The sequence below is a fragment of the Synechococcus sp. MIT S9504 genome (assembly GCF_047497135.1).
In the GTDB taxonomy this organism is placed as follows: domain Bacteria; phylum Cyanobacteriota; class Cyanobacteriia; order PCC-6307; family Cyanobiaceae; genus Synechococcus_C.
The window spans coordinates 3,049,180-3,069,730 of the sequence record NZ_CP138942.1; the positions used below are offsets into that span (position 1 = coordinate 3,049,180).

Consider the following 20,551-nt stretch of genomic DNA (forward strand, 5'->3'; position numbering starts at 1 on the left):
ATCTCTCCAAGCCTGCATTGGCCTCAGCCCCCAGCTCGCTTGGGCCGGTACCCCTCTTTGTTGAGCAGTTGCAGCGCCATCTCCACCTGATCGCCTTGAAGTTCGATCAGGCCGTCTTTTGCGGTGCCACCGCTGCCGATGCGTGTCTTGAGTTTCTTCAGCAGTGCTTTGAGGCCTTCTTGGTTGAGCTCCAGACCGCGGATCACTGTCACTGTCTTGCCGCCCTTTCCACCTCGGGTCGGCTGCACTCGAACCATCTGCTGGGCTTTCGCGGTCGGTTGCTTCCCTGGGCCGCTCGGCCGCTGCAGACTGTCTGTGTTGCTGAATTCCTGCCACCCGCCTTTCGGCATCGCTTCTGCGCATCCGACACCATCCTGCCGTTCTTGTGATGACCGACTCTGCGTCTACGCCTCGATGGGCTGACTCAAGCCAGGGCCTTGGTCGCTGGATCGAACGTCTGATCGGTATCGCTCTGCTGAGGCGTCCCCTTTTCTTCCAGGCACGACAGCTGATTATTCGCACTGCCGAACGTAACGGCATTCCCTGGAGAGTCCGTCGCCGTGAACTGCAGCAGGCTGCAGCCCCGTTGTTGTCGAGCACCATCACTCCCGGCCTTGTGCCGCCCGCCTACTACGTGGCGCGTTTCCATGCCTATGAACAGGGCAACCTCTGCTGGCAGGCTGCTGCCGAAGCGGAGCAGGCCACCGATGCCATGGCCCTGCGCATCTGGCCGGAGGAATCGCTGGCGCCGTCCGTGGCGCAGACCCGCCTGAGGGATGAGATCCACCGCGCCGTGGCGCCCTTCCTGAACGACTCCATTGATCAGGTGCTCGATCTTGGCTGTTCAGTGGGTGTGAGCACCCTGCATCTCGGCCGCTGGTTGCGTAAGCGGGCTGAGCAGCGCCAAGAGCCCGCACCTCGTATTCAGGGTCTGGATCTTTCACCCGACATGCTCGCGGTCGCCCGGGTGCGGGATCGGGAGAGACTGGTGGATGGCTGGTTGCATGCAGCCGCGGAGGACACAGGTTTGGCGCATGCGTCCTTTGACCTGATCAGCCTCCAGTTCGTCTGCCATGAGCTGCCTCAGGACGCCACCCACGCCGTTTTGGGGGAAGCTGCGCGCTTGCTGCGGCCAGGAGGTGCTTTGTTGATGGTTGACCAGGATCCCGCCTCCTCCGTTCTTCAGCGCCTGCCGGCGGCGGTCGCCACATTGCTGAAAAGCACCGAGCCCTACATCGAGCAGTACTTCAGCCTCGACATGGCGGCGGCTCTGCGGGCAGCAGGGTTCCGGAATCTTCAAATCACTGCCTGCGATCCACGGCATCGCGTGATTGCCTGCTTACGCTGAACCGACGCTTCAAAGGCCGCGCGCGCGGTCAGCTGCATCTTGACCAGCACCCTGCCACCCAAGCCCACTGCTCAGGACCTGGCCGTCAGCTCCAGGCCAGCCTCCTCCGGTCGTTTCGGCCGTTTCGGTGGTCAGTACGTGCCTGAGACTCTGATGCCTGCCCTGGCTGAGCTCGAGAAGGCCGCGGCGGAGGCCTGGAAAGATCCGGCCTTCACAGCCGAGCTCAACCGCCTGCTGCGCAACTACGTGGGCAGGGCCACACCTCTTTATGAGGCGGAGCGGCTCACTGCGCACTACCGCCGCAGTGACGGCGGACCCAGGATCTGGTTGAAGCGTGAGGACCTTAACCACACCGGTGCTCACAAAATCAACAATGCACTGGGGCAGGCGCTGCTGGCCTTGCGAATGGGCAAAAAGCGGATCATTGCGGAGACAGGAGCTGGTCAGCACGGGGTCGCGACGGCCACGGTCTGCGCCCGCTTCGGCCTGGAGTGTGTGGTGTACATGGGTGCTGAAGACATGCGCCGTCAGGCTCTGAATGTGTTCCGCATGCGTCTTCTTGGTGCCAGCGTTCAGCCTGTCACCGCCGGCACAGCCACACTCAAGGACGCCACCAGTGAGGCCATTCGTGACTGGGTTACGAATGTGGAGACCACGCATTACATCCTCGGATCAGTGGCGGGTCCCCATCCCTATCCGATGCTGGTCCGCGACTTCCATGCGGTGATCGGCGAGGAAGCAAGGGAACAGTGTCAGCAAGCGTTCGGCCGTTTGCCGGACGTGCTGATGGCCTGTGTTGGTGGGGGTTCCAACGCCATGGGGCTGTTTCATCCCTTCGTGGAGTGCAGCGATGTGCGTCTGATCGGAGTTGAGGCTGCCGGGGATGGTGTCTCCACAGGCCGTCATGCCGCCACGATGACTGAAGGCACGGTTGGAGTGCTTCACGGTGCCATGAGCCTGTTACTGCAGGATCAGGACGGGCAGGTGCAGGAAGCCCATTCGATCAGCGCTGGCCTGGACTACCCCGGGGTCGGTCCTGAACACAGCTATCTGCGCGAGATCGGACGGGCCGAGTACGGCGCCGTCACTGATGCGCAAGCGCTCCAGGCATTGCAACTTGTGAGTCGACTGGAGGGCATCATTCCTGCCCTTGAAACAGCCCATGCATTCGCCTGGCTTGAGACCCTCTGTCCAACCCTGCCGGACGGCACTGAAGTTGTGCTGAACTGCTCTGGACGTGGTGACAAGGACGTGAACACGGTCGCTGATCAGCTTGGCGACGCACTCTGAAGTGTCAGACGCATGCTCAGCTAAGCAAGCGCTCCAGGGTGACTGCGACGGAGTTCACGGCTGCACGGGCTGTTGCGTAGGCCATCCGCATCGGCCCGATCAGGGCAACCTGTCCCACACCTCCGTCACCGCTGCGATAACTGGCATGCACGACTGAGCAGCGGCTGAGTGCTGTCTGCGGATGCTCCTGGCCGATCCAGACTCTTCCGTCGGACCAGGCAGGCGCGGGAACAAATGCTGCCGGATCGCTGTCCATGAGGTCGAGAAGAGGTCTCACTCTGGCGCTGTCACTGAATTCGGGTTCGGCCACCAGCCTCGACACCCCATGCACCAGAGGTGCCTGCTCGATCGGGCGATGAAAGGGATTCCCGTTTTCCAGGGCATCCTTGAGTGCCTTCCCACAGGGTTGCAGCTGCTGTGGCAGAGAGCTCCAGTCCAGTGTCCCGGCCTGCAAAAGCTGGTCGGAGGTCCAGCGTTCCAGGGCTTCCACCTGACCGGCACAGCCGTGGGGCAGCCGCAGATTGAGGTGATCGGCCTGGCTGGAATCGCCCACGAGCATCACCAGTAGGCGATCTTCACTGCGGACCAGGCGAATGGTTCGGAGCTGGCTCTGGGATCGTTGCGGCGGGCTGATCAGGCTCATCAGTCCTGTGAAATCCGTCAGCCGGCGCGCCAGCTGCAGCAGCAGATCATCCAGTGCCGCCCAGCGCAGACTCAGCTGGGTCAATTCCCGCTCCAGGTGATGGGCCCCCGCGCCGGGTTCGGGCAGCAGGCAGTCCACATAGTGGCGGTAGCCCTGGGGGCTTGGCACCCGACCCGCCGAGGTGTGGGGTTGAGTCAGGAGTCCACGTTGCTCGAGAGCTCCCATGGCCGAGCGCACCGTGGCCGAGCTGGCCTTGATCCCGAATCGCTGCACCAAAGCTCTGCTGCCCACCGGTTCGATGGTGTCGACGTAATGGTGGACCGTGGCCTGAAGGACCTCCTGCTGTCGACGGGGCAGCGGCTTCACGGGGAGCACCTTGCAGGCATTGATCCTACGAAGAATCCGAAACGACGATTCGTTCCTGTCATGAATGCACGCTGTTGGGCTGACTGGCGCAGCGATCAGTGGGGCGGCGATCAGTGGCGCAGCGATCAGTAGCGCGGCACTGCCGAATCCACCATGACGCTCCAGGCGTCAATGCCACCCTCGAGGTTCCATACGTCCAGTGACGGCCGATTCTCGAGCAGCCAGCAACCGAAATTCCAGCTGCGTACACCGGCATGGCATAGCACCACGATCGAGCCATCCTCTGGCAGCACCTCATCAATGCTGCCCATCCAGTTTTCAGCATCACTCAGGGGCAAATGCCGGACCGGATGTGGAAATGGAGCGATCGCCAACTCTTGTTGCTCCCGCACATCCACAACGGTCAAATCGGCGTTCTGGCTGAGCCAGTCGTTCAGTTCCCTGGCTTTAAGTGGTTTGGGGGTTGGTCCATTCATCGCTTCAGTCTGGCGTCGGGCTGGCACAGCTCCGTGGATGGATAGAAGATGAGCACCATGTGCTTCACCGCCTGTTCATGAAAGGGCGCTCGTTCCTGTTGGCTCTGGTCGCAGTGGCCATGGTGCTGCTCACGCTCGCACTGGGGTTCTGGTGGGCCATGGCTCGTCAGAGCCCGCTGCGGATCATGGACCGGTCACTTGAGTTGCCCCGGGCTGCACGTTTCATGCCCAGTGATGCAGCCCTGACCTTGCATTGGCTGGTTGATCCGCGTCAGGTACCTGCTTATGCCCAGGCTGTTGCACCAGTTCGCCAACGCCGCGTGGTGAATGAAAGCACCCGTCAGCTCAGAGATGGTGTTTTTGCTCTGGCCGGACTTGACTTCGAAACGGAGCTGGCCGGCTGGATTGGGCCCGAGGTCAGCTTTGCCCTGCTGGACGCTCCGGCTCAGCAGTCCGGTGAACAACCCAAGGAGGGCTGGGTCCTGGCACTGTCGAGCCGCGATCAAGACGGGGCCAAACGCTTTCTGCAGCGTTTCTGGCAGACCCGCAGCCTGGCAGGCACGGATCTGCAGATTTCCCGCTATCGCGGCATGGGACTGATCAGCGGTCGTGGTGCCCTGCTGGGAAGGGATCCACAACCGATCGCCACGGCCTTGATTGATGACGATCTGCTGTTGCTGGCTTCAGGGCGAGGCGTGCTTGAACAGGCGCTTGATGTCTCCCAGCTGGAAAGTCAGCATCAGCTTGGAGACCCTGTTCTGGCATCTGATCTCCAGAGCTTCGGTCGCGGTGCCGCTGTTCTGATTGCCAACCCTGCTGCCATGGACCGCTGGCTGGGGGTCCCCTCCGTGATCACGGCCCGCGAAGACCTGCAGGGGCTGGTGGCAGCGCTGACACCGCAGGGCTCTGATTTGGCGCTTGATGCCGTGGTCCACTTCCGTGAGCCTCGGATTCCTGTGGTGTCTCAGATGACCGACAGCCATGCATTACTGAGAGATGCCGGCGGTGATGCGGAGACAGTCGCACTGCTGACGAATCCTGCAGCTCTGCTGGCTGCCGATGCCAATGAGCCCCTGGCCCAGTGGATCGCTCCCCTCCTGCGGCAGTCGCTGGAATCCGTTCCGACCGGGGCCGCGGCTGCGGTCGTCGGACTTGATGAGGGGCCCATGCTCTGGCAGCAGGGGCCGCAGGGCTGGGTGCTGGGCACCCGGCCTAACCGTCCCGATCCCGACATGGTGGATGGGAAGCTTCAGCAGCTCGGATTGACAGGCTCAACCCTCGACAGCGAAGGCCAATCTGTTCAGGTCTGGACCCGTCTTGCCCGTCAGCGCCGTCGCGGCGAGGAGTCGCTGCAGGCTGAGCTCGCTGTCGCTCTGGAACGCCATGCCGGTGTGAACTGGTGGGCAGAGACGCTGGATGGTTTGCGCCGTCGCGGTGAGAGTGGTGATCTGATTCAGCGACAGCAGCAGTTGCAGGAGCTCGATTCTGCGAGCCAGTCAGCGCTGGCTCAGCAACTGGCATTCGCTGCGGCCTCGAGTCGCTCACACCTGGGTCATTGGCGACCCTGGGAGCTGGTGCAGGGTGTGGCGGGTCGATCACTGCTGCCGGCTGTGAAAGGGTTGTCCATTGCCGCTGGGGCTGACCACAACGCCGTCTCCGTGCAGGATGAACGTGTGAGCAGCTTGCGTCTGCGTGCGCGACTCCAGCTCGGTTGATCTTCTTCTCCTGCGCCATGGCATTGCCGCAGAACGTGTGTCGGGCTGTGATCATCCGGATCGCCCCCTGACCGATCGCGGCATGCGGCGAACCCTGGAGGTGGTCCGTCAACTGCGGATGCTGGATGTGCAGGTGGATTCGCTGATCAGCAGTCCTTACCGGCGAGCCAGGCAGACCGCTGAGCTGGCGATCCAGGCTGGGCTGGCGCAGTCGATCTGTCTGGATTCAGCCCTGAAGCCAGGCGGTGACCCGTGGCCTCTTGTCTCCCGCTTGTCCGGCTGTTGCCTGTTTGTCGGCCATGAGCCAGATCTGAGCACTCTTGCGGCGAACCTGATTGGAGCACCCTCAGGGAGCCTGCGTCTGCGTAAGGCCGGATACTGCCATCTCAGTTGGCCGGCTCATCTGAGCGATCCTCGTGGTCAGGCGGAACTCCAGGCATTGCTCAGGCCTCGTCTTTTGCTCCCGCGCTCCGTTTAAGTTGCCCTTGTGCTGAAGCGGAGGTTGGTGAGTCAGAACGATGGTGCCGAGATCCGTCATGAGCGAACCGGTCTGGTGTTCCGCCCCGGACTTGAGGGGGTGCCTGCCACCCAGTCGTCCATTTGTGACATCGACGGTCATGCGGGCTGCTTGTCCTATCGCGGCTATCCCGTCGACGATCTGGCCACCCACTGCAGCTTTCTTGAAACCACCTATCTGCTGATCTGGGGGGAATTACCGACTCCTCGGCAGTTGCGCGACTTTGAGGACGAAGTGCAGATGCACCGACGCGTGAGTTTCCGCGTCAGGGACATGATGAAGTGCTTCCCATCCGATGGGCATCCGATGGATGCTCTGCAGTCCAGTGCTGCGTCTCTTGGTCTGTTTTATTCCCGTCGTGCCATCGACGACCCTCAGTACATCTATGACGCGGTCGTCCGGTTGATCGCCAAGATCCCAACGATGGTCGCTGCCTTTCAGCTGATCCGCAAAGGCCAGGACCCCATCCAGCCCAGGGATGATCTCGCCTATTCCGCCAACTTTCTCTACATGCTCATGGAGCGTGAGCCGGATCCAATGGCCTCAAGGATCTTTGATCAGTGCCTGATCCTGCATGCGGAACACAGTCTCAATGCAAGCACCTTCAGTGCTCGCGTCACCGCCAGCACACTCACCGATCCTTACGCGGTTGTCGCCTCAGCTGTCGGCACGCTGGCGGGCCCTCTTCATGGCGGAGCCAACGAAGACGTCCTGGCGATGCTGGAGGAGATCGGTACGCCAGATCTGGCAGCTGGCTACCTCGATGAGGCCATGGCCAGCAAGCGCAAGATCATGGGATTCGGTCACCGTGAATACCGCGTCAAGGATCCTCGTGCTGTGATTCTTCAGGCTCTTGCGGAAGAGATGTTCAAGCGATTCGGTCACGATGAGATGTACGACGTGGCCAGAGCTCTGGAGGCAGCGGCGGAAACCCGTCTTGGCCCAAAAGGGATTTATCCCAATGTGGATTTCTATTCCGGACTTGTGTACCGCAAGCTGGGTATTCCAAGAGATCTGTTCACTCCGGTCTTTGCCATTGCAAGAGTCGCCGGCTGGCTGGCTCACTGGCGTGAACAGCTTGGTGCCAATCGGATCTTCCGACCATCGCAGATCTACACAGGCAGTGATCTGCGCCAATGGTCGCCATTGGAGGCGCGTGTTCCAACCATCACCACTTAAGTTACATTCATCACACCTTTGCTCATGGTGACTTTCCTCGCCACCAGCGCACCGGCTCTGGTCAGTCCAGGCCTGGATCTTGAACGAAGTTTCAGTCAGGCTCTTGAAGGTTTCGGTCTGTCTGAGCAGGCCGCTCGATTGATCTGGCTGCCACTACCCATGCTGTTGGTGCTGGTGGCGGCAGTGGTGGGGGTTCTGGTCACCGTTTGGCTCGAGCGCAAAATCTCAGCAGCGGTTCAGCAGCGCATTGGACCTGAATATGCGGGTGCGCTCGGCGTTCTTCAGCCCCTTGCTGATGGCCTCAAGTTGCTGGTAAAGGAAGACATCATTCCTGCCAGGGCGGACAGTCTGTTGTTCACTCTCGGCCCGGTTCTGGTCGTCGTTCCAGTGATTCTGTCCTGGTTGATCGTCCCCTTCGGTCAGAACCTGCTGATCAGCAATGTGGGAGTGGGCATTTTTCTGTGGATCTCCCTCAGCAGCGTTCAGCCGATCGGTCTGCTGATGAGTGGTTATGCCTCCAACAATAAGTATTCCTTGCTTGGCGGTCTCAGGGCAGCTGCACAGTCGATCAGCTACGAGATTCCTCTCGCGCTCGCCGTGCTTGCGGTGGTAATGATGAGCAATTCTCTCAGCACCGTCGACATTGTCGACCAGCAAACCGGAGCGGGCATCCTCAGCTGGAACATCTGGCGTCAGCCTGTTGGCTTTCTGATTTTCTGGATCTGTGCCCTGGCGGAATGTGAACGCCTTCCCTTCGACCTCCCCGAGGCGGAGGAGGAGCTGGTCGCCGGCTACCAGACTGAGTACGCCGGGATGAAGTTCGCTCTCTTCTACCTCGGCAGCTACATCAACCTGGTGCTGTCAGCCCTGCTGGTTTCAGTGTTGTATCTCGGGGGCTGGGGCTTCCCCTTGCCCGTGGAATGGCTGGCCGGCTGGCTGGGGCAATCGGTCGATGCTCCCCTGGTTCAGGTGATTACAGGCACCACAGGCATTGTGATGACTGTGCTGAAGGCCTATCTGCTTGTGTTCATTGCAATCCTGCTGCGCTGGTCGACGCCGCGGGTGCGTATTGACCAGCTTCTTGATCTCGGCTGGAAGTTCCTGCTGCCACTGGCCTTGGTGAACCTGCTCGTGACCGCAGCTCTGAAACTTGCCTTCCCGGTCGCCTTCGGGGGTTAGGTTTAATTACCTAGGCTCTTGTTCAGCGGTCTTTCCGTCTTCCCTCCCTCAGGCCATGTTCGGTTTTCTCAAACAGGTTGGTGACTACACCAGAGATGCCGTGGATGCGGCGCGCAATCTCACCCAGGGTCTGGCCGTTACCTTCGACCACATGAAGCGCCGTCCTGTGACGGTGCAGTACCCCTACGAGAAGCTGATCCCCTCTGAGAGGTATCGGGGGCGCATCCATTACGAGTTCGATAAGTGCATTGCCTGCGAAGTGTGCGTGCGGGTCTGCCCGATCAATCTTCCCGTGGTCGACTGGGTGATGAACAAGGCCACCAAGAAGAAGGAGCTGCGCAACTACTCAATCGATTTCGGCGTGTGCATCTTCTGTGGCAACTGCGTGGAGTACTGCCCCACCAACTGCCTCTCGATGACTGAGGAGTATGAGTTGGCTGCATTTGACCGTCACAGCCTCAATTACGACAACGTCGCACTGGGGCGTCTCCCCACCAGCGTGACCACCGACCCCTCAGTTCTGCCCTTGCGCGAACTTGCTTACCTTCCGGCCGGAGAGCTGGATCCCCATGTTGTGGACCCTGATCGTCCTCGTGCCGGTCAGCGCCCCGAACAGGTGTTGGCGGTCATGAAGTCAGCTGCAGCTGTAACAACAGTGGATGCGGGAGAATCGACCACAGCGTCCACTGATCGCAAGGAGGGTGCCGAATGACGATTGCAGCATCAACGCAGCTGATCTGCTTCCTGGTGCTCAGCTTTGTGGTTGTGCTGGGAGCCCTCGGAGTGGTTCTGCTCAGCAATATCGTCTATTCCGCCTTTCTGCTTGGGGGCGTGTTCCTGGCGGTGGCTGGTCTGTATCTGCTGCTCAATGCCAGTTTCGTGGCGGCAGCCCAAGTGCTGGTGTATGTCGGTGCTGTGAACGTGCTGATCCTGTTCGCGATCATGCTCGTCAACAAAAAGGAAGACCTTGCTCCGATTCCAGGGTTGACCTTGCGCCGACTGCTTTCAGGTGGGGTCTGCGCCGGCCTTTTCGCCCTGTTGACAAGGGTTGTTCTCACCACCCCGTGGGCAGAAGGGCCGGAGCCCATCGGAGAAGATGCCACGGTTCGAATCGGTGAGCATCTCTTCACTGATTATTTGCTTCCTTTTGAGCTGGCCTCAGTGCTGCTGCTGATGGCCATGATCGGAGCCATTGTGCTGGCTCGACGTGATGTTCAGGCCGTCGATCCAGGAACTGGCGAAACCGCCGACCAAGGCCTGATTGAAAAGGCTCGGACTCCCCTGCTGGTTGATCAACCACCTTCCTAACCTCACCTGCTTCTTCTCATGCTCTCCGAGCTGCTGTCCGGTTCCGTTCCTCTTGAGGCTTATCTGCTTGTCGCGGCAGTGCTTTTTTGCACTGGCGTCTGGGGGCTGATCAACAGCCGCAATGCTGTCAGGGTGCTGATGAGCATCGAGCTGATGCTCAATGGTGTGAACATCAACCTGATGGCGTTCTCCTCCTATGTGGATGGCCAGTTGATCCGTGGTCAGATTTTTTCAGTGTTTGTGATCACCGTGGCGGCTGCTGAAGCTGCAGTCGGTTTGGCCATTCTTTTGTCGCTCTATCGCAATCGCGTCACAGTGGACATGGAACGCTTCAATCTTCTGCGCTGGTAGGGCCGGCGCCCTCATCATGCGTCTGCAACGGGTCTGGTTGATCTACAGGGCTGAAAGCCCTCTGGCTCTGAAAGAGGCCAAGTCTTGCGCCAAGACGCTGGAGTCTCTAGGCGTGACAGTGTCCGTTGCCATGAGCGGTCTTACTGCCGACCCCTTCCCAGGTCTTCTCGCGTCGGAGCCGGAACTCCCTGATCTGGCGGTGGTGCTTGGAGGCGATGGCACAGTTCTTGGTGCTGCAAGGCATCTGGCTGTATACGACGTGCCGATTCTCTGTTTCAACGTTGGCGGTCATCTCGGCTTCCTCACCCATGAACCTGGGCTGATTCGGCGTGATGGTTTGTGGCGTCGCCTGCAGGATGATCATTTCGCGATGGAGCGCCGCATGATGCTGGAGGCTGTCGTGAATCGCGCGGATGACCTCCACTGTTCCGTGTCTGGAGAAGGAGGCCAGGCCGAGGATGAAACTGAGCGTCATTGGGCTCTGAATGATCTGTATCTGCGTCCCTGTCAGGAAGATCTTGCGCCCACCTGCACCCTGGAACTTGAGATTGATGGGGAAGTGGTCGATCAGGTGCGGGGTGATGGTCTGATCCTGGCGACACCAACCGGTTCAACCGGCTATGCCATGGCGGCAGGAGGACCCATCCTTCACCCAGGAATCGACGCCATCATCGTGAGCCCCATCTGTCCGATGAGTCTTTCCAGCCGTCCGGTGGTGCTTCCACCCAGATCGAGATTGGTGATCTGGCCCCTTGGAGATGGATACCGACCGGTGAAGCTCTGGAAGGACGGCGCCAGTGGGCCGGTGCTGTGTCCTGGTGAATGCTGCGTGATTCAAAGGGCTCCTCACCATGCGCTGATGGTTCAGCTGGAGCAATCGCCTTCCTATTACCGCACCCTTTCACGCAAGTTGCACTGGGCTGGAAGCCTGGTGGACACCATGCCCTCGCCTAACTGACAGCTCAGCGATGCCCCTTGAAATCGAACGCCGTTTCCTGGTGACAGGGTCCGGGTGGCGTGCCCATGCCGAAGAGCCACAGCACCTCAGGCAGGGTTACCTGGCTTCGAGTGAGGAAGGTTTCACCGTGCGGGTGCGGCTTCGGGCGGATGGAAAAGCCTGGCTCACGCTCAAGGCACCGGCGGAGGGAATCGCTCGCCATGAATTCGAATACGAACTGCCGTCTACCGATTCCGAAGCCCTCTGGACGCTTGCGCCCCATCGGTTGATCAAGACCCGTTTTGCCTTGTCACTGCCCGGTGGCGACTGGGTGGTGGATTGCTTTGAAGGAGGTAATGCACCGCTTGTGTTGGCGGAGGTGGAGCTCAGTGACGCCTCAGATCTCTTTGACCCACCCGAGTGGTGTGGTCAGGAGGTCACTGGCGAGGGCCTGTGGAGCAATGCAGCACTGGCTTATCAGCCGATTTCAAGCTGGTCTCTGGAGATGAGACAACGCCATGGTCTGGAGCTGACTTAAAACAATCACCCCACGACTCTTGAAAGAGTCTTTGGTTTTCCTTTAGATTTGGATTGGGAATGGTGAAGTGACTCGTGCACGGCCTTTACGACCACGACGGAATTCTGCGGTTCATCGGACTGGACCGGGAGGCCTGTGTCGCGTATGCCGAGCTGTTCGATCTTTCTCTGGCTAGGTGCTCCCTGATGGATCTGCCTGTGCCTCTGCCGCTGGCGGTCAGGACGCGTCAACGGATGATTCCGGGAGCAGGCAACAGTTGAAGCCGTCGCGGCAGATTTTTCCGTGATCCATGGCCCAATTGAGCAGGGCGACTCTGTTCTTGGAGCCAGTTTTGGTGAACACGTTGCTGACGTGATTGTCGACCGTTCGTTTGCTGATGGTGAGCCGCTCTGCAATCTCCTGGTTGGTCAGTCCCTCTGCCACCAGTTCGATGATTTCAACCTCCCGGGTCGAGAGTGAGATGTTCGAGGACCCATGTCCATCGCCATTCACCATGCTGGACACCGACGATTCTTCCAGCCCCCATCCTAGGCATTCATTCCTGACCGGCGATCTTCCATAGTGTCCATCAGAAGCATTTGAAGGGTTTGGGTTCAGCGCTGCAGCGCAGTCTTGAGGCTGGTGCCGTCACCGTCACGGCTGAGGTGATGCCGCCACGAGGGGGAGATCCCAGTCATACCCTCGCCATGGCCAATCTCCTGCGCGACTGGGTTCAGGCCATCAATGTCACTGACGGCAGCCGGGCTGTGATGCGCATGAGCAGTCTTGCTGTGTGCCGCTTGCTTTTGGACGTTGGCCTTGAACCTGTGCTGCAGATGGCTGGGCGTGATCGCAATCGCATCGGGATTCAGGCGGATCTACTCGGTGCCCATGCGCTCGGCATCCGAAATTTGCTTTGTCTCACGGGCGATTCAGTGAAGGCTGGTGATCAACCTGCCGTTCGCCCGGTGCATGAACTGGAGTCGGTGCGGCTGCTGCAGCAGGTGAGCGCTTTCAACCGGGGTGAGGACCCTGTCAAGGAGAGCCTGCCCGACGGCCCCACAGCCTTGTTTGCTGGAGCTGCCGCTGATCCGCACTGTGCAAGCTGGTCGGGGCTCAAGCGCAGGCTGGAGCGTAAACGCGAAGCAGGTGCTCGTTTTGTTCAGACCCAGATGGTGATGGATCCGCAGGTGCTGGAGCGTTTCTGCCGTGAGATGGCTGCTCCGATGGAGATGCCTGTTCTGGCAGGGGTGTTTCTGCTCAAATCGGCCAGGAATGCCAGCTTCATCAATCAGAAGGTCCCTGGAGCCAACATTCCAGACAGCCTGATCGCGCGACTGGATGCCGCCACAGATCCTGCGGCCGAGGGCATCGCCATCGCGGCTGAGCAGGTCCGTCAATTTGCCGGGATTGCTCATGGCGTTCACGTGATGGCCGTGAGAGCGGAAGAGCGGATTCCTGAGGTGCTGGAACGCGCTGGGCTCAGCTCGCAGCAGTCGTGAGATCAGTCCCGAGCAGTTCGGCCATCGCTTTCTGCTGAGGAGAGGGTTCAACCAGATCCTGGCGCCTGGCATCGGTAATCAACCAGTCGAGAGCAGCTTCCTGAAGATCGAAATGGTCGCCATTTTTGCCGACGCAGTAGCGGCCGAACACCAGCTTTTCAACGAGCTGGACGCCTGCGCCAATGCGTGAGTAGTCGAAGATGATCGAATTATCGATCGTGGCACCTTCGCAGATGTGGCAGCTGGGCCCGATCATCGTGGGACCAATCAGCGTTGCGCCGTCTTCGATCTTGGTCATGCCACCGACATAGACGGGCCCCTGAACGTCGATCCGCTCCCAGTTGGCCGCCACATTCAGACCGGTGTAGACCCCGGGACGAACCTCTTTGCCAGGAATGCCAACCTGGCGAACGTCACCCTGAAGCACACTGCGGATCGCCCGCCAGTAATCGGGAACCTTGCCGATGTCGACCCATTCGAACTCCATGGGCAAGGCATAGAACGGTGCACCGACCTCAACCAGCTTTGGGAAGAGATCCGAGCCGATATCGAAGGACTCACCCGAAGGGATGTGTTCAAAAATCTCTGGTTCGAACAGGTAGATGCCTGTGTTGATGGTGTCGCTGAGGGCTTCGTCCACTTTCGGCTTTTCCTGGAAAGCCTGAATGCGTCCTTCTGCATCGCTCACGACAACGCCGTAGCTGCTGACCTGTTCCTTCGGCACACGCTTGGTGATCAGGCTGGCGAGAGCACCCTTCTCCCGGTGTCGTCTCACCGCTTCGCTGAGATCAAGGTCGATCAGCGCATCGCCACACAACACCACGAAGGTGTCATCGAAGAACGTCTGGAAATCCTGGATTTTCTTGAGGCCTCCAGCGGAGCCCAGAGCGTCTCCGATCAGTTCGCCATCTTCGATGCGGCCTTCGAAGCTGTAAGCGATTTCAACGCCAAATCGCTGGCCGTCCCGGAAGTAGTTCTCGATCTCCTCGGCCAGGTGGGACACATTGACCATCACCTCTGTGAAACCATGCTCCTTGAGCAGTTCCAGCAGGAACTCCATCACCGGCTTCTGCAGGATCGGAATCATCGGTTTAGGGATCACATGCGTGATCGGCTGAACCCTTGTTCCTTTGCCCGCGGCCAGGATCATCGCCTTCATCGGCGTTACAGGCTTACAACGGATAAGCCAACATAAGGGTGTGGTTAGGCGGCTACGGCCCCCTCGGCCGGCATGACAGCTGGCACGTCAACGCTGGCCAGAGGCATTTGGGCCATAGTGCCTGGAGCGAGCAGGCGTTTGAGTCGGATCGGACCATGCAGGGAGTCCATCTGCTCCAGCTCGACCTGGCCTTGTGAGGACAGGAACAGGAGCGCCCAGAAGACGCCCACGCGGTCCTTGTCCAGGTCGTCGTCGGCAACGTCATGCCACTGTGTCACCAGGTGTTCGAAATTGACCCATTGCAGGGCGGCCTCCCAGCTGTTCAGAAAGACACCCATGGCAGCTGTGGTTTCAGGCAGTTTCTCCCGGTGAGCAAGAGCCGCCACTTGAGCGATCGCTTCCTTATTGGAGTAGCGCTTCTGACGCTGACGCCGGCGCATTTCCAGTTCGTCTGATTCGAGCTGTTCCGCAATCGATTCCAGTTGTTCAATCAGTTCCCCAAGCGTCACCGGGCGCCGCAGCGGTGGTGGAGCCACCGGGCGGCGTTGCAGGTGCCGCTCGGGGTGGCGAGGAATGTCGAAGCTTGGATCAAGCCAGCCCTGGTCAGCAAAATCCGCTTCAAACATCTCCTCCACGTCTGGTTGTGGCGGAAACGTGCTGGCTTCAAGCACTTCCGCCTTCAGGCCCACCAGCACCGACGCTGCCAGGAAGGCCTCACTGCTGTCGGCCAGGTCACGTTCATAGCTTCCGCCACGTCGCTTCAAGGCTTCCTCCACCTGGCGAGGAACTTCGATCCGTTGTTTCAGCTGATCCAGAAAGCCGTCGACCACAGCGATGACATCCACATCCCATGGATCTAGATCACCCTGCTGAGCAGCATCCTGAAGGAGACGAATGGCGAGCCTGGCCCCGGCATCAGCTCTCTGACTCAGCCCGGCATCCATCTCAGCCTGTGGCCGTCTTCAGGAAAAATACCGGTGATGGATTGATCGGGCCAGCCCCTAGCGGCCTCAGCTCCTCAGCTTCCTGGCCGCGTCAAGAATCAGGATCCGTTGTGGGAAATCAGCTGAGGCGCCTTGAGCATGGCTGGCGCCAGAGTGCCACTGCGAATCAGCGGTGCAGTCGGTCGGCTGATCACCTCCATGGCTGCAACATCTCGGTCAACCAGTGCTTCGATCGCTGTGCGGTAACTGTCAGTCATCAGACGCGGGTAGAGACCGATGCCGATGATTGGCACCAGCAGGCAGCCAATGATGTAGATCTCACGGGGCTCCGCATCCACCAGGTTGGTGTTGGTGGTGAGCTGGGCGTTCTCCTTGCCGAAGAAAATTTCCCTCAGCATGGAGAGCAGATAGATCGGCGTCAGGATGACACCGATCGCGGCTAGTCCGTCGATCACGATCCTGAAGCTGAGCGTGTAGGCCTCGTCGGTGGCGAAGCCTGTGAACACCATCAATTCACTGACAAATCCACTCATGCCTGGGAGTGCGAGCGATGCCAGGCAGCAGACGGTCCAAAGCGCAAACATGACCCGCATCTTCTGGCCCACGCCACCCATCTCATCGAGCTGCAGGGTGTGGGTACGGTCATACGTGGCACCCACAAGGAAAAACAGGCTGGCGCCGATCAGGCCATGGCTGATCATCTGCAGCATGGCGCCGCTCGTTCCCAGAGCGCTGAAGCTGCCGATGCCAATCAGCACAAAACCCATATGGCTGATGGAGCTGTAGGCAATTTTGCGTTTGAGGTTGCGCTGAGCGAAGGATGTGAGTGCTGCATAAATGATGTTGACCACACCCAGAACCACCAGCAGCGGTGCGAACTGGGCATGCGCTTCAGGCAGCATTTCTGCGTTGAAGCGCATCAGGGCATAGCCGCCCATTTTCAGCAGGATTCCCGCCAGCAGCATGTGCACTGGTGCTGTCGCTTCCCCGTGAGCATCAGGTAGCCAGGTGTGCAGCGGAACGATCGGTAGTTTGACTCCGAAGGCGATCAGCAGACCGGCATAACAGAGCAGCTGAAATCCTGTGCTGAATCCTTTCTGTGCCAGCACGGTGTATTCGAAGTTTGGGGTGCCGCCTCCCATGAAGCCCATGGCCAGAGCCGCGAGCAGGATGAACAACGAACTGCCTGCTGTGTAGAGAATGAATTTTGTGGCGGCGTACTGACGCCTCTTGCCGCCCCAGATGGCCAGTAATAGATAAACAGGCAGCAGTTCCAGCTCCCAGGCCAGGAAAAACAGCAGCATGTCCTGGACTGCGAAGACCGCGATCTGGCCACCATCCATGGCCAGAATCAGAAAGAAGAACAGCTTGGGTTTGAAGGTGACCGGCCAGGCGGCCAGCACCGCCAGAGCGGTGATGAAGCTGGTGAGCAGGATGAGAGGCATGGACAATCCATCTGCGCCAACGGCCCAGGTGAGTCCCAGATTCGGCAGCCAGCTGACACGTTCGGAGAGCTGCAGGCCGCTGAAGCTGGGGTCATAACCGCTCAGATAAGCAGCCACAGTGATCAGAAAGGTGATCAGGGCGATGCCAAGAGCGAACCAGCGGACCTGTCGACCTTCTCCCTGATCAGGGATGAAGGGGACGATCAACGCGCCCACGATCGGGAACAGGATGGAAAGACTCAGCCAAGGAAACTGAGCTGGAATGATTCCTGCTGCGATATCAGCTGCAGGGTCAAAGGGAGCACTGACGGCAAACTCCAGCAACGAAAAGGCCTTTCACCACTGTTCGGAGTGTAGAAATCCTGGCTGTGCTGGCACTGAGTCGATAGGCGTTGACACACATAACCCGGATTGATGTGCTGATCTGCTGATCAGCCCTCTCCAGAACCCTGAACAACAGGAAAAAATTGACTCTTTCTGCAACCACAACTTGTGGGGTTGATGACATGTTCGCTGCATTCATCTTCAAGTCCTCAGTGGTCGATCCAGATCGCTTTTGAGGATTCAGTGGGACCAGGTCGTTGTTTTCAGAAGCAAAGAACGACTCGGTCCAGCAACAAAAAAGCTTCCTCATTGAAGCAGCTTGAAGTGGTCGAACAATCAATAGAGATCCGCAGACCTCAGATCAGAAACACCGGCAATATGGAGTTCAGTTGGATCATCAACAACATCAGCCAAAAGGCCCTGGGCAGCAGAAGTAACCAGCAGTTGCTGGAACGATTCCAAGGCGAAGGCTTCTCACACAGAACCGGCACTTCGAGCGCGACCAACCCGTTGAGGCTTGTTCATGCTGAGCGCTTCAGCTGATTGGGCCACCAAGCACACCAAAGAGAACCACCAGTCCGATAACACCGCCGAACACGATCAGGGCATAGAACTGAGCGCGGCCGGTTTCGAAGTATTTGAGACCTTCACCGCTGCCCAGCGTGAGCAGACCGGTGAGGTTCACGACACCGTCAACCACCTTGGCGTCGACTTCCAGCACCTCTCGAGCAATCTTGCGGCTGCCGCGGACGAACAGCTTGTCGTTGATGTCATCCAGATACCACTTGTTGGCCAGGAAGGCATTAACGGCTGGGAAACGAGCTGCCACCAGCTCACCCAGGTCGATTCGGCGTAGGGCATAAGCGAGCACAGCCACACTGATTCCAATCAAGGAGATGGCAACGGAGGCTCCTGCCAGAGGCAGGAATTCTCCCCAGCTGAAGTGCTCCGCCATCTCAAGGGCTTCTTCGGTGTCGAGCAGTCCGGCGAAGCGGCTGTTCCAGGGGGTTCCGAGCAGACCGATCAAGACGGATGGGACGGCGAGCACCACCAGTGGCAGGGTCATCGGCCAAGGGGATTCATGCAGGCTGCCCGCATGGTGGGCATGCTCCTCATCCACCGCTTTGCCCGCGGCAGCCATGAGATTGGCCTGCATGGCTTCGTCGTTGCCACGAAACTCTCCCTCGAAGGTGAGGAAGTAAAGGCGAAACATATAGAAGGCGGTCATGCCAGCGGTGAGAAAGCCCACTACCCAGAGCAGAGGGAATGTGCCGAAGGCCTGGCCAAGAATCTCGTCTTTGCTCCAGAAACCTGCCAGCGGCGGGATGCCACTGATCGCGATGCAGCCGATCAGAAAAGTGATGGCTGTGATCGGCATTTTTTTGCGCAGACCGCCCATCAGTCGCATGTCCTGGGCGAGCACAGGTTCATGGCCCACCACATCCTCCATGGAGTGAATCACGGATCCTGATCCCAGGAAGAGCATCGCCTTGAAGAAGGCATGGGTCACCAGGTGGAACATGCCGGCCACAGGGGCTCCACAGCCCATGGCCAGCATCATGTAACCCAGCTGGGAAACGGTGCTGTAGGCCAGTCCTTTTTTCAGGTCCATCTGGGTGAGGGCGATCGAGGCCCCCAGAAAGCAGGTGATCGTGCCGGTCACGGCGATGAACACTCCAACGCTCGGGAACTGGCTGTAGAGCGGTTCCAGACGTGCCACTAGGAACACGCCTGCAGCCACCATGGTGGCTGCATGGATCAGTGCAGAGATGGGTGTGGGCCCTTCCATCGCATCCGGTAGCCACACGTGCAGAGGAAACTGGGCCGATTTCGCCATCGGGCCCATAAAAACAAACAGACAGAGGAGCAGTGCTGCCCAGCCAGGCACGATGCCGCTGCTCACACCCGTTGAGAGACCATCAGCAATTCCCTGGAAGTCAAAACTGCCTGTTGCCCAGAACAGACCGAGGATGCCGAGCAAGAGGCCGAAGTCACCAACCCGGTTGACCACAAATGCTTTCTGAGCCGCATGCGCGGCACCATCACGGTCGTACCAGAAGCCCACCAGCAGATAGGACGACATACCCACCAACTCCCAGAACACGTAGATCTCGAGCAGGTTGGGGCTCACCACCAACCCCAGCATCGAACTGCTGAAGATGGCGAGGTAGGTGAAGAAGCGCACGTAACTCTTGTCGTGCGCCATGTAGCCGTGTGAATAGATCATCACCAGCAGGGCCACTGTGGTGACCAGCGCCAGCATCACTGCGGCCAGCGGGTCGATCACATAACCCATCGGCAGAATGAAATCACCAGCGCTGGCCCACACGAACAGGTGTTCAACCGGTGGTGCGCCTCCGATTTGCTCCAACAGCACCGCATAACTGATCACCGCGGCAGCACCGATGCAGCTGATCAGCAGCAGAGCCACCGGTTTTCGCAATCGGTTGATGGTGCGGTTGAAGCTGATCAGACCAAGACCGGTGATCAGGGCCCCGAACAGGGGCAGCACTGGAATCAACCAGGCGGAGTCGGCAGCCGAGGGCATCCAGACAAAACAGCTTGTGACGAGTGTAGGCAGCTCAGCTCAACAGTTCTCCGAGACGCGAGTGCAGAAAGGCCATGCCCCCTCTGGGGATGTAGCGATGCGCCCACCAGAACACCCCCACGGCGATGGCGATGCCCAGCTGGGCCGGTCGGACAAGTTCGCTCAACACCAGCTGCTGGCGGCCATCGATCACAGCAGCGAAAGGCATCACAGATGTTTCGGCCTGAAGCCTGTCGAAAGCTTCCCCGAAGCGGGCTTTCAGTCGTCGGTCGCCATGCCAGACGGCGAATAGATGATGCGCAATCAGGCCCGTACAGGTGACCAACATGAAGCTGCTGCCGATCCAGAGGGCGTGGCTCATACACCAGAGAATCTGACCGATAGCCTGAGGATGTCGGCTGATCCGAATAATGCCGCTGGCATAGAGGCGGACCTGAGGCTTGAGCACCGCCGGGATTTCCAGCAAGTTGTAAGTGGCTGGATAGAGAAACAGAAAACTGATCGCCGTCACGACCCAGATGGAAGGCACCATCCCCGGCACACCCTGGAGATTCCAGATTCGGATGCCGTCATAGCGGTGGGCCAGGAAGTAGGCGATCACCACCACGGCTGACGGGATGCTCAGGGCTGCAAAGATCAGCCGCCAGGCTCGCGCGCCGATCTTGGCCTCAGCCCGGGTACGCAAGGCTGCCCCACCGCTGTGGATCACTGCGAAGACAATCAGCAATCCCAGCATCACCAGGCTGCTGTGATGGATGCCTGCTGTTGCGTCAGCCAACGAGATGCTGCGGGAGCCGTGATTC

General features: G+C 59.4%; 21 protein-coding genes. 12 read left to right on the plus strand and 9 right to left on the minus strand.

Annotation, left to right across the window (positions count from 1 at the left end; genetic code table 11):
- Nucleotides 1–23: 23 nt before the first annotated feature.
- Nucleotides 24–350: a translation initiation factor SUI1 gene (locus tag SIB58_RS16245; RefSeq protein ID WP_066909090.1), complete on the minus strand. Its 327-nt coding sequence runs from the start codon at nt 348–350 to the stop codon at nt 24–26.
- Between the two features lie 38 nt (nt 351–388).
- Here SIB58_RS16245 and SIB58_RS16250 point away from each other — a divergent pair, with 38 nt between their 5' ends.
- Nucleotides 389–1,348, plus strand: coding sequence for a class I SAM-dependent methyltransferase (locus SIB58_RS16250; RefSeq protein WP_066909087.1), 960 nt, complete (start codon nt 389–391; stop codon nt 1,346–1,348).
- Between the two features lie 39 nt (nt 1,349–1,387).
- Nucleotides 1,388–2,638 (plus strand): tryptophan synthase subunit beta, encoded by a 1,251-nt coding sequence (gene trpB, locus SIB58_RS16255; RefSeq protein WP_066909084.1) that lies wholly within the window; start codon nt 1,388–1,390, stop codon nt 2,636–2,638.
- A gap of 16 nt (nt 2,639–2,654) precedes the next feature.
- Here trpB and SIB58_RS16260 read toward each other — a convergent pair whose 3' ends face one another.
- Both SIB58_RS16260 and SIB58_RS16265 read right to left on the minus strand, forming a co-directional pair.
- On the minus strand, nt 2,655–3,647 hold the full coding sequence (locus tag SIB58_RS16260) for an HrcA family transcriptional regulator (protein ID WP_066909081.1): 993 nt from the start codon (nt 3,645–3,647) through the stop codon (nt 2,655–2,657).
- 125 nt (nt 3,648–3,772) lie between these two features.
- On the minus strand, nt 3,773–4,123 hold the full coding sequence (locus SIB58_RS16265; RefSeq protein WP_066909320.1) for a rhodanese-like domain-containing protein: 351 nt from the start codon (nt 4,121–4,123) through the stop codon (nt 3,773–3,775).
- 77 nt (nt 4,124–4,200) lie between these two features.
- Between SIB58_RS16265 and SIB58_RS16270 the strand changes: the two genes are divergently transcribed.
- Genes SIB58_RS16270 through SIB58_RS16310 form a run of 9 tightly spaced genes read left to right on the plus strand, consistent with a single transcriptional unit; the run spans nt 4,201 to nt 11,847 of the window.
- Nucleotides 4,201–5,838, plus strand: a complete 1,638-nt coding sequence (locus tag SIB58_RS16270) for a DUF3352 domain-containing protein (protein WP_067326217.1) — start codon at nt 4,201–4,203, stop codon at nt 5,836–5,838.
- Nucleotides 5,816–6,316 carry a SixA phosphatase family protein gene (locus SIB58_RS16275; RefSeq protein WP_066909078.1) on the plus strand — a complete coding sequence of 167 codons (501 nt, stop codon included), beginning with the start codon at nt 5,816–5,818 and terminating at the stop codon, nt 6,314–6,316. Before SIB58_RS16270 ends, SIB58_RS16275 begins: the two co-directional genes overlap by 23 nt.
- A gap of 27 nt (nt 6,317–6,343) precedes the next feature.
- Nucleotides 6,344–7,534, plus strand: coding sequence for a citrate synthase (locus tag SIB58_RS16280; RefSeq protein WP_066909317.1), 1,191 nt, complete (start codon nt 6,344–6,346; stop codon nt 7,532–7,534).
- A 24-nt stretch (nt 7,535–7,558) separates the two neighbouring features.
- Complete coding sequence (nuoH, locus tag SIB58_RS16285) at nt 7,559–8,713, plus strand: NADH-quinone oxidoreductase subunit NuoH (protein ID WP_066909075.1); 1,155 nt, start codon at nt 7,559–7,561, stop codon at nt 8,711–8,713.
- Between the two features lie 55 nt (nt 8,714–8,768).
- Nucleotides 8,769–9,425 (plus strand): NAD(P)H-quinone oxidoreductase subunit I, encoded by a 657-nt coding sequence (ndhI, locus tag SIB58_RS16290; protein ID WP_066909072.1) that lies wholly within the window; start codon nt 8,769–8,771, stop codon nt 9,423–9,425.
- On the plus strand, nt 9,422–10,021 hold the full coding sequence (locus SIB58_RS16295) for an NADH-quinone oxidoreductase subunit J (RefSeq protein ID WP_066909069.1): 600 nt from the start codon (nt 9,422–9,424) through the stop codon (nt 10,019–10,021). Before ndhI ends, SIB58_RS16295 begins: the two co-directional genes overlap by 4 nt.
- Before the next feature lie 18 nt (nt 10,022–10,039).
- Nucleotides 10,040–10,372 carry an NADH-quinone oxidoreductase subunit NuoK gene (gene nuoK / locus SIB58_RS16300; RefSeq protein ID WP_066909066.1) on the plus strand — a complete coding sequence of 111 codons (333 nt, stop codon included), beginning with the start codon at nt 10,040–10,042 and terminating at the stop codon, nt 10,370–10,372.
- Between the two features lie 16 nt (nt 10,373–10,388).
- On the plus strand, nt 10,389–11,330 hold the full coding sequence (locus SIB58_RS16305; RefSeq protein WP_066909063.1) for an NAD(+) kinase: 942 nt from the start codon (nt 10,389–10,391) through the stop codon (nt 11,328–11,330).
- Between the two features lie 10 nt (nt 11,331–11,340).
- Nucleotides 11,341–11,847: a CYTH domain-containing protein gene (locus SIB58_RS16310; RefSeq protein WP_066909060.1), complete on the plus strand. Its 507-nt coding sequence runs from the start codon at nt 11,341–11,343 to the stop codon at nt 11,845–11,847.
- Between the two features lie 216 nt (nt 11,848–12,063).
- On the opposite strand, the gene SIB58_RS16315 is transcribed toward SIB58_RS16310, so the two are convergent.
- A complete protein-coding gene (locus tag SIB58_RS16315) occupies nt 12,064–12,342 on the minus strand; it encodes a helix-turn-helix domain-containing protein (RefSeq protein WP_066909057.1) in 279 nt (92 codons plus the stop codon).
- Nucleotides 12,343–12,434: 92 nt separating this feature from the next.
- Between SIB58_RS16315 and SIB58_RS16320 the strand changes: the two genes are divergently transcribed.
- Nucleotides 12,435–13,328, plus strand: coding sequence for a methylenetetrahydrofolate reductase (locus tag SIB58_RS16320; protein ID WP_066909054.1), 894 nt, complete (start codon nt 12,435–12,437; stop codon nt 13,326–13,328).
- Here SIB58_RS16320 and SIB58_RS16325 read toward each other — a convergent pair.
- The 5 genes from SIB58_RS16325 to SIB58_RS16345 all read right to left on the minus strand — a co-directional run bounded on the left by SIB58_RS16325 (nt 13,309) and on the right by SIB58_RS16345 (nt 20,484).
- A complete protein-coding gene (locus SIB58_RS16325; protein ID WP_066909051.1) occupies nt 13,309–14,487 on the minus strand; it encodes a nucleotidyltransferase family protein in 1,179 nt (392 codons plus the stop codon). The genes SIB58_RS16320 and SIB58_RS16325 overlap by 20 nt on opposite strands.
- 44 nt (nt 14,488–14,531) lie before the next feature.
- Nucleotides 14,532–15,431 carry a segregation/condensation protein A gene (locus SIB58_RS16330; RefSeq protein ID WP_066909048.1) on the minus strand — a complete coding sequence of 300 codons (900 nt, stop codon included), beginning with the start codon at nt 15,429–15,431 and terminating at the stop codon, nt 14,532–14,534.
- Nucleotides 15,432–15,529: 98 nt separating this feature from the next.
- Nucleotides 15,530–17,200, minus strand: coding sequence for an NAD(P)H-quinone oxidoreductase subunit 4 (locus SIB58_RS16335; protein ID WP_066909045.1), 1,671 nt, complete (start codon nt 17,198–17,200; stop codon nt 15,530–15,532).
- Between the two features lie 535 nt (nt 17,201–17,735).
- Nucleotides 17,736–19,748, minus strand: a complete 2,013-nt coding sequence (locus tag SIB58_RS16340; RefSeq protein WP_067326209.1) for an NAD(P)H-quinone oxidoreductase subunit 5 — start codon at nt 19,746–19,748, stop codon at nt 17,736–17,738.
- Between the two features lie 34 nt (nt 19,749–19,782).
- Complete coding sequence (locus SIB58_RS16345) at nt 19,783–20,484, minus strand: NnrU family protein (protein WP_066909314.1); 702 nt, start codon at nt 20,482–20,484, stop codon at nt 19,783–19,785.
- Nucleotides 20,485–20,551 lie beyond the last annotated feature (67 nt).

What these genes read in the sequence shown, in the direction of transcription:
- SIB58_RS16245 (WP_066909090.1), bottom strand. Translation starts at nt 350, where the DNA reads ATGCCGAAAGGCGGGTGGCAGGAATTCAGCAACACAGACAGTCTGCAG.
- SIB58_RS16250 (WP_066909087.1), top strand. Translation starts at nt 389, where the DNA reads ATGACCGACTCTGCGTCTACGCCTCGATGGGCTGACTCAAGCCAGGGC.
- SIB58_RS16265 (WP_066909320.1), bottom strand. Translation starts at nt 4,123, where the DNA reads ATGAATGGACCAACCCCCAAACCACTTAAAGCCAGGGAACTGAACGAC.
- SIB58_RS16270 (WP_067326217.1), top strand. Translation starts at nt 4,201, where the DNA reads ATGAAAGGGCGCTCGTTCCTGTTGGCTCTGGTCGCAGTGGCCATGGTG.
- nuoH (WP_066909075.1), top strand. Translation starts at nt 7,559, where the DNA reads ATGGTGACTTTCCTCGCCACCAGCGCACCGGCTCTGGTCAGTCCAGGC.
- ndhI (WP_066909072.1), top strand. Translation starts at nt 8,769, where the DNA reads ATGTTCGGTTTTCTCAAACAGGTTGGTGACTACACCAGAGATGCCGTG.
- SIB58_RS16295 (WP_066909069.1), top strand. Translation starts at nt 9,422, where the DNA reads ATGACGATTGCAGCATCAACGCAGCTGATCTGCTTCCTGGTGCTCAGC.
- nuoK (WP_066909066.1), top strand. Translation starts at nt 10,040, where the DNA reads ATGCTCTCCGAGCTGCTGTCCGGTTCCGTTCCTCTTGAGGCTTATCTG.
- SIB58_RS16305 (WP_066909063.1), top strand. Translation starts at nt 10,389, where the DNA reads ATGCGTCTGCAACGGGTCTGGTTGATCTACAGGGCTGAAAGCCCTCTG.
- SIB58_RS16310 (WP_066909060.1), top strand. Translation starts at nt 11,341, where the DNA reads ATGCCCCTTGAAATCGAACGCCGTTTCCTGGTGACAGGGTCCGGGTGG.
- SIB58_RS16315 (WP_066909057.1), bottom strand. Translation starts at nt 12,342, where the DNA reads ATGGTGAATGGCGATGGACATGGGTCCTCGAACATCTCACTCTCGACC.
- SIB58_RS16325 (WP_066909051.1), bottom strand. Translation starts at nt 14,487, where the DNA reads ATGAAGGCGATGATCCTGGCCGCGGGCAAAGGAACAAGGGTTCAGCCG.
- SIB58_RS16330 (WP_066909048.1), bottom strand. Translation starts at nt 15,431, where the DNA reads ATGGATGCCGGGCTGAGTCAGAGAGCTGATGCCGGGGCCAGGCTCGCC.
- SIB58_RS16340 (WP_067326209.1), bottom strand. Translation starts at nt 19,748, where the DNA reads ATGCCCTCGGCTGCCGACTCCGCCTGGTTGATTCCAGTGCTGCCCCTG.
- SIB58_RS16345 (WP_066909314.1), bottom strand. Translation starts at nt 20,484, where the DNA reads ATGCTGGGATTGCTGATTGTCTTCGCAGTGATCCACAGCGGTGGGGCA.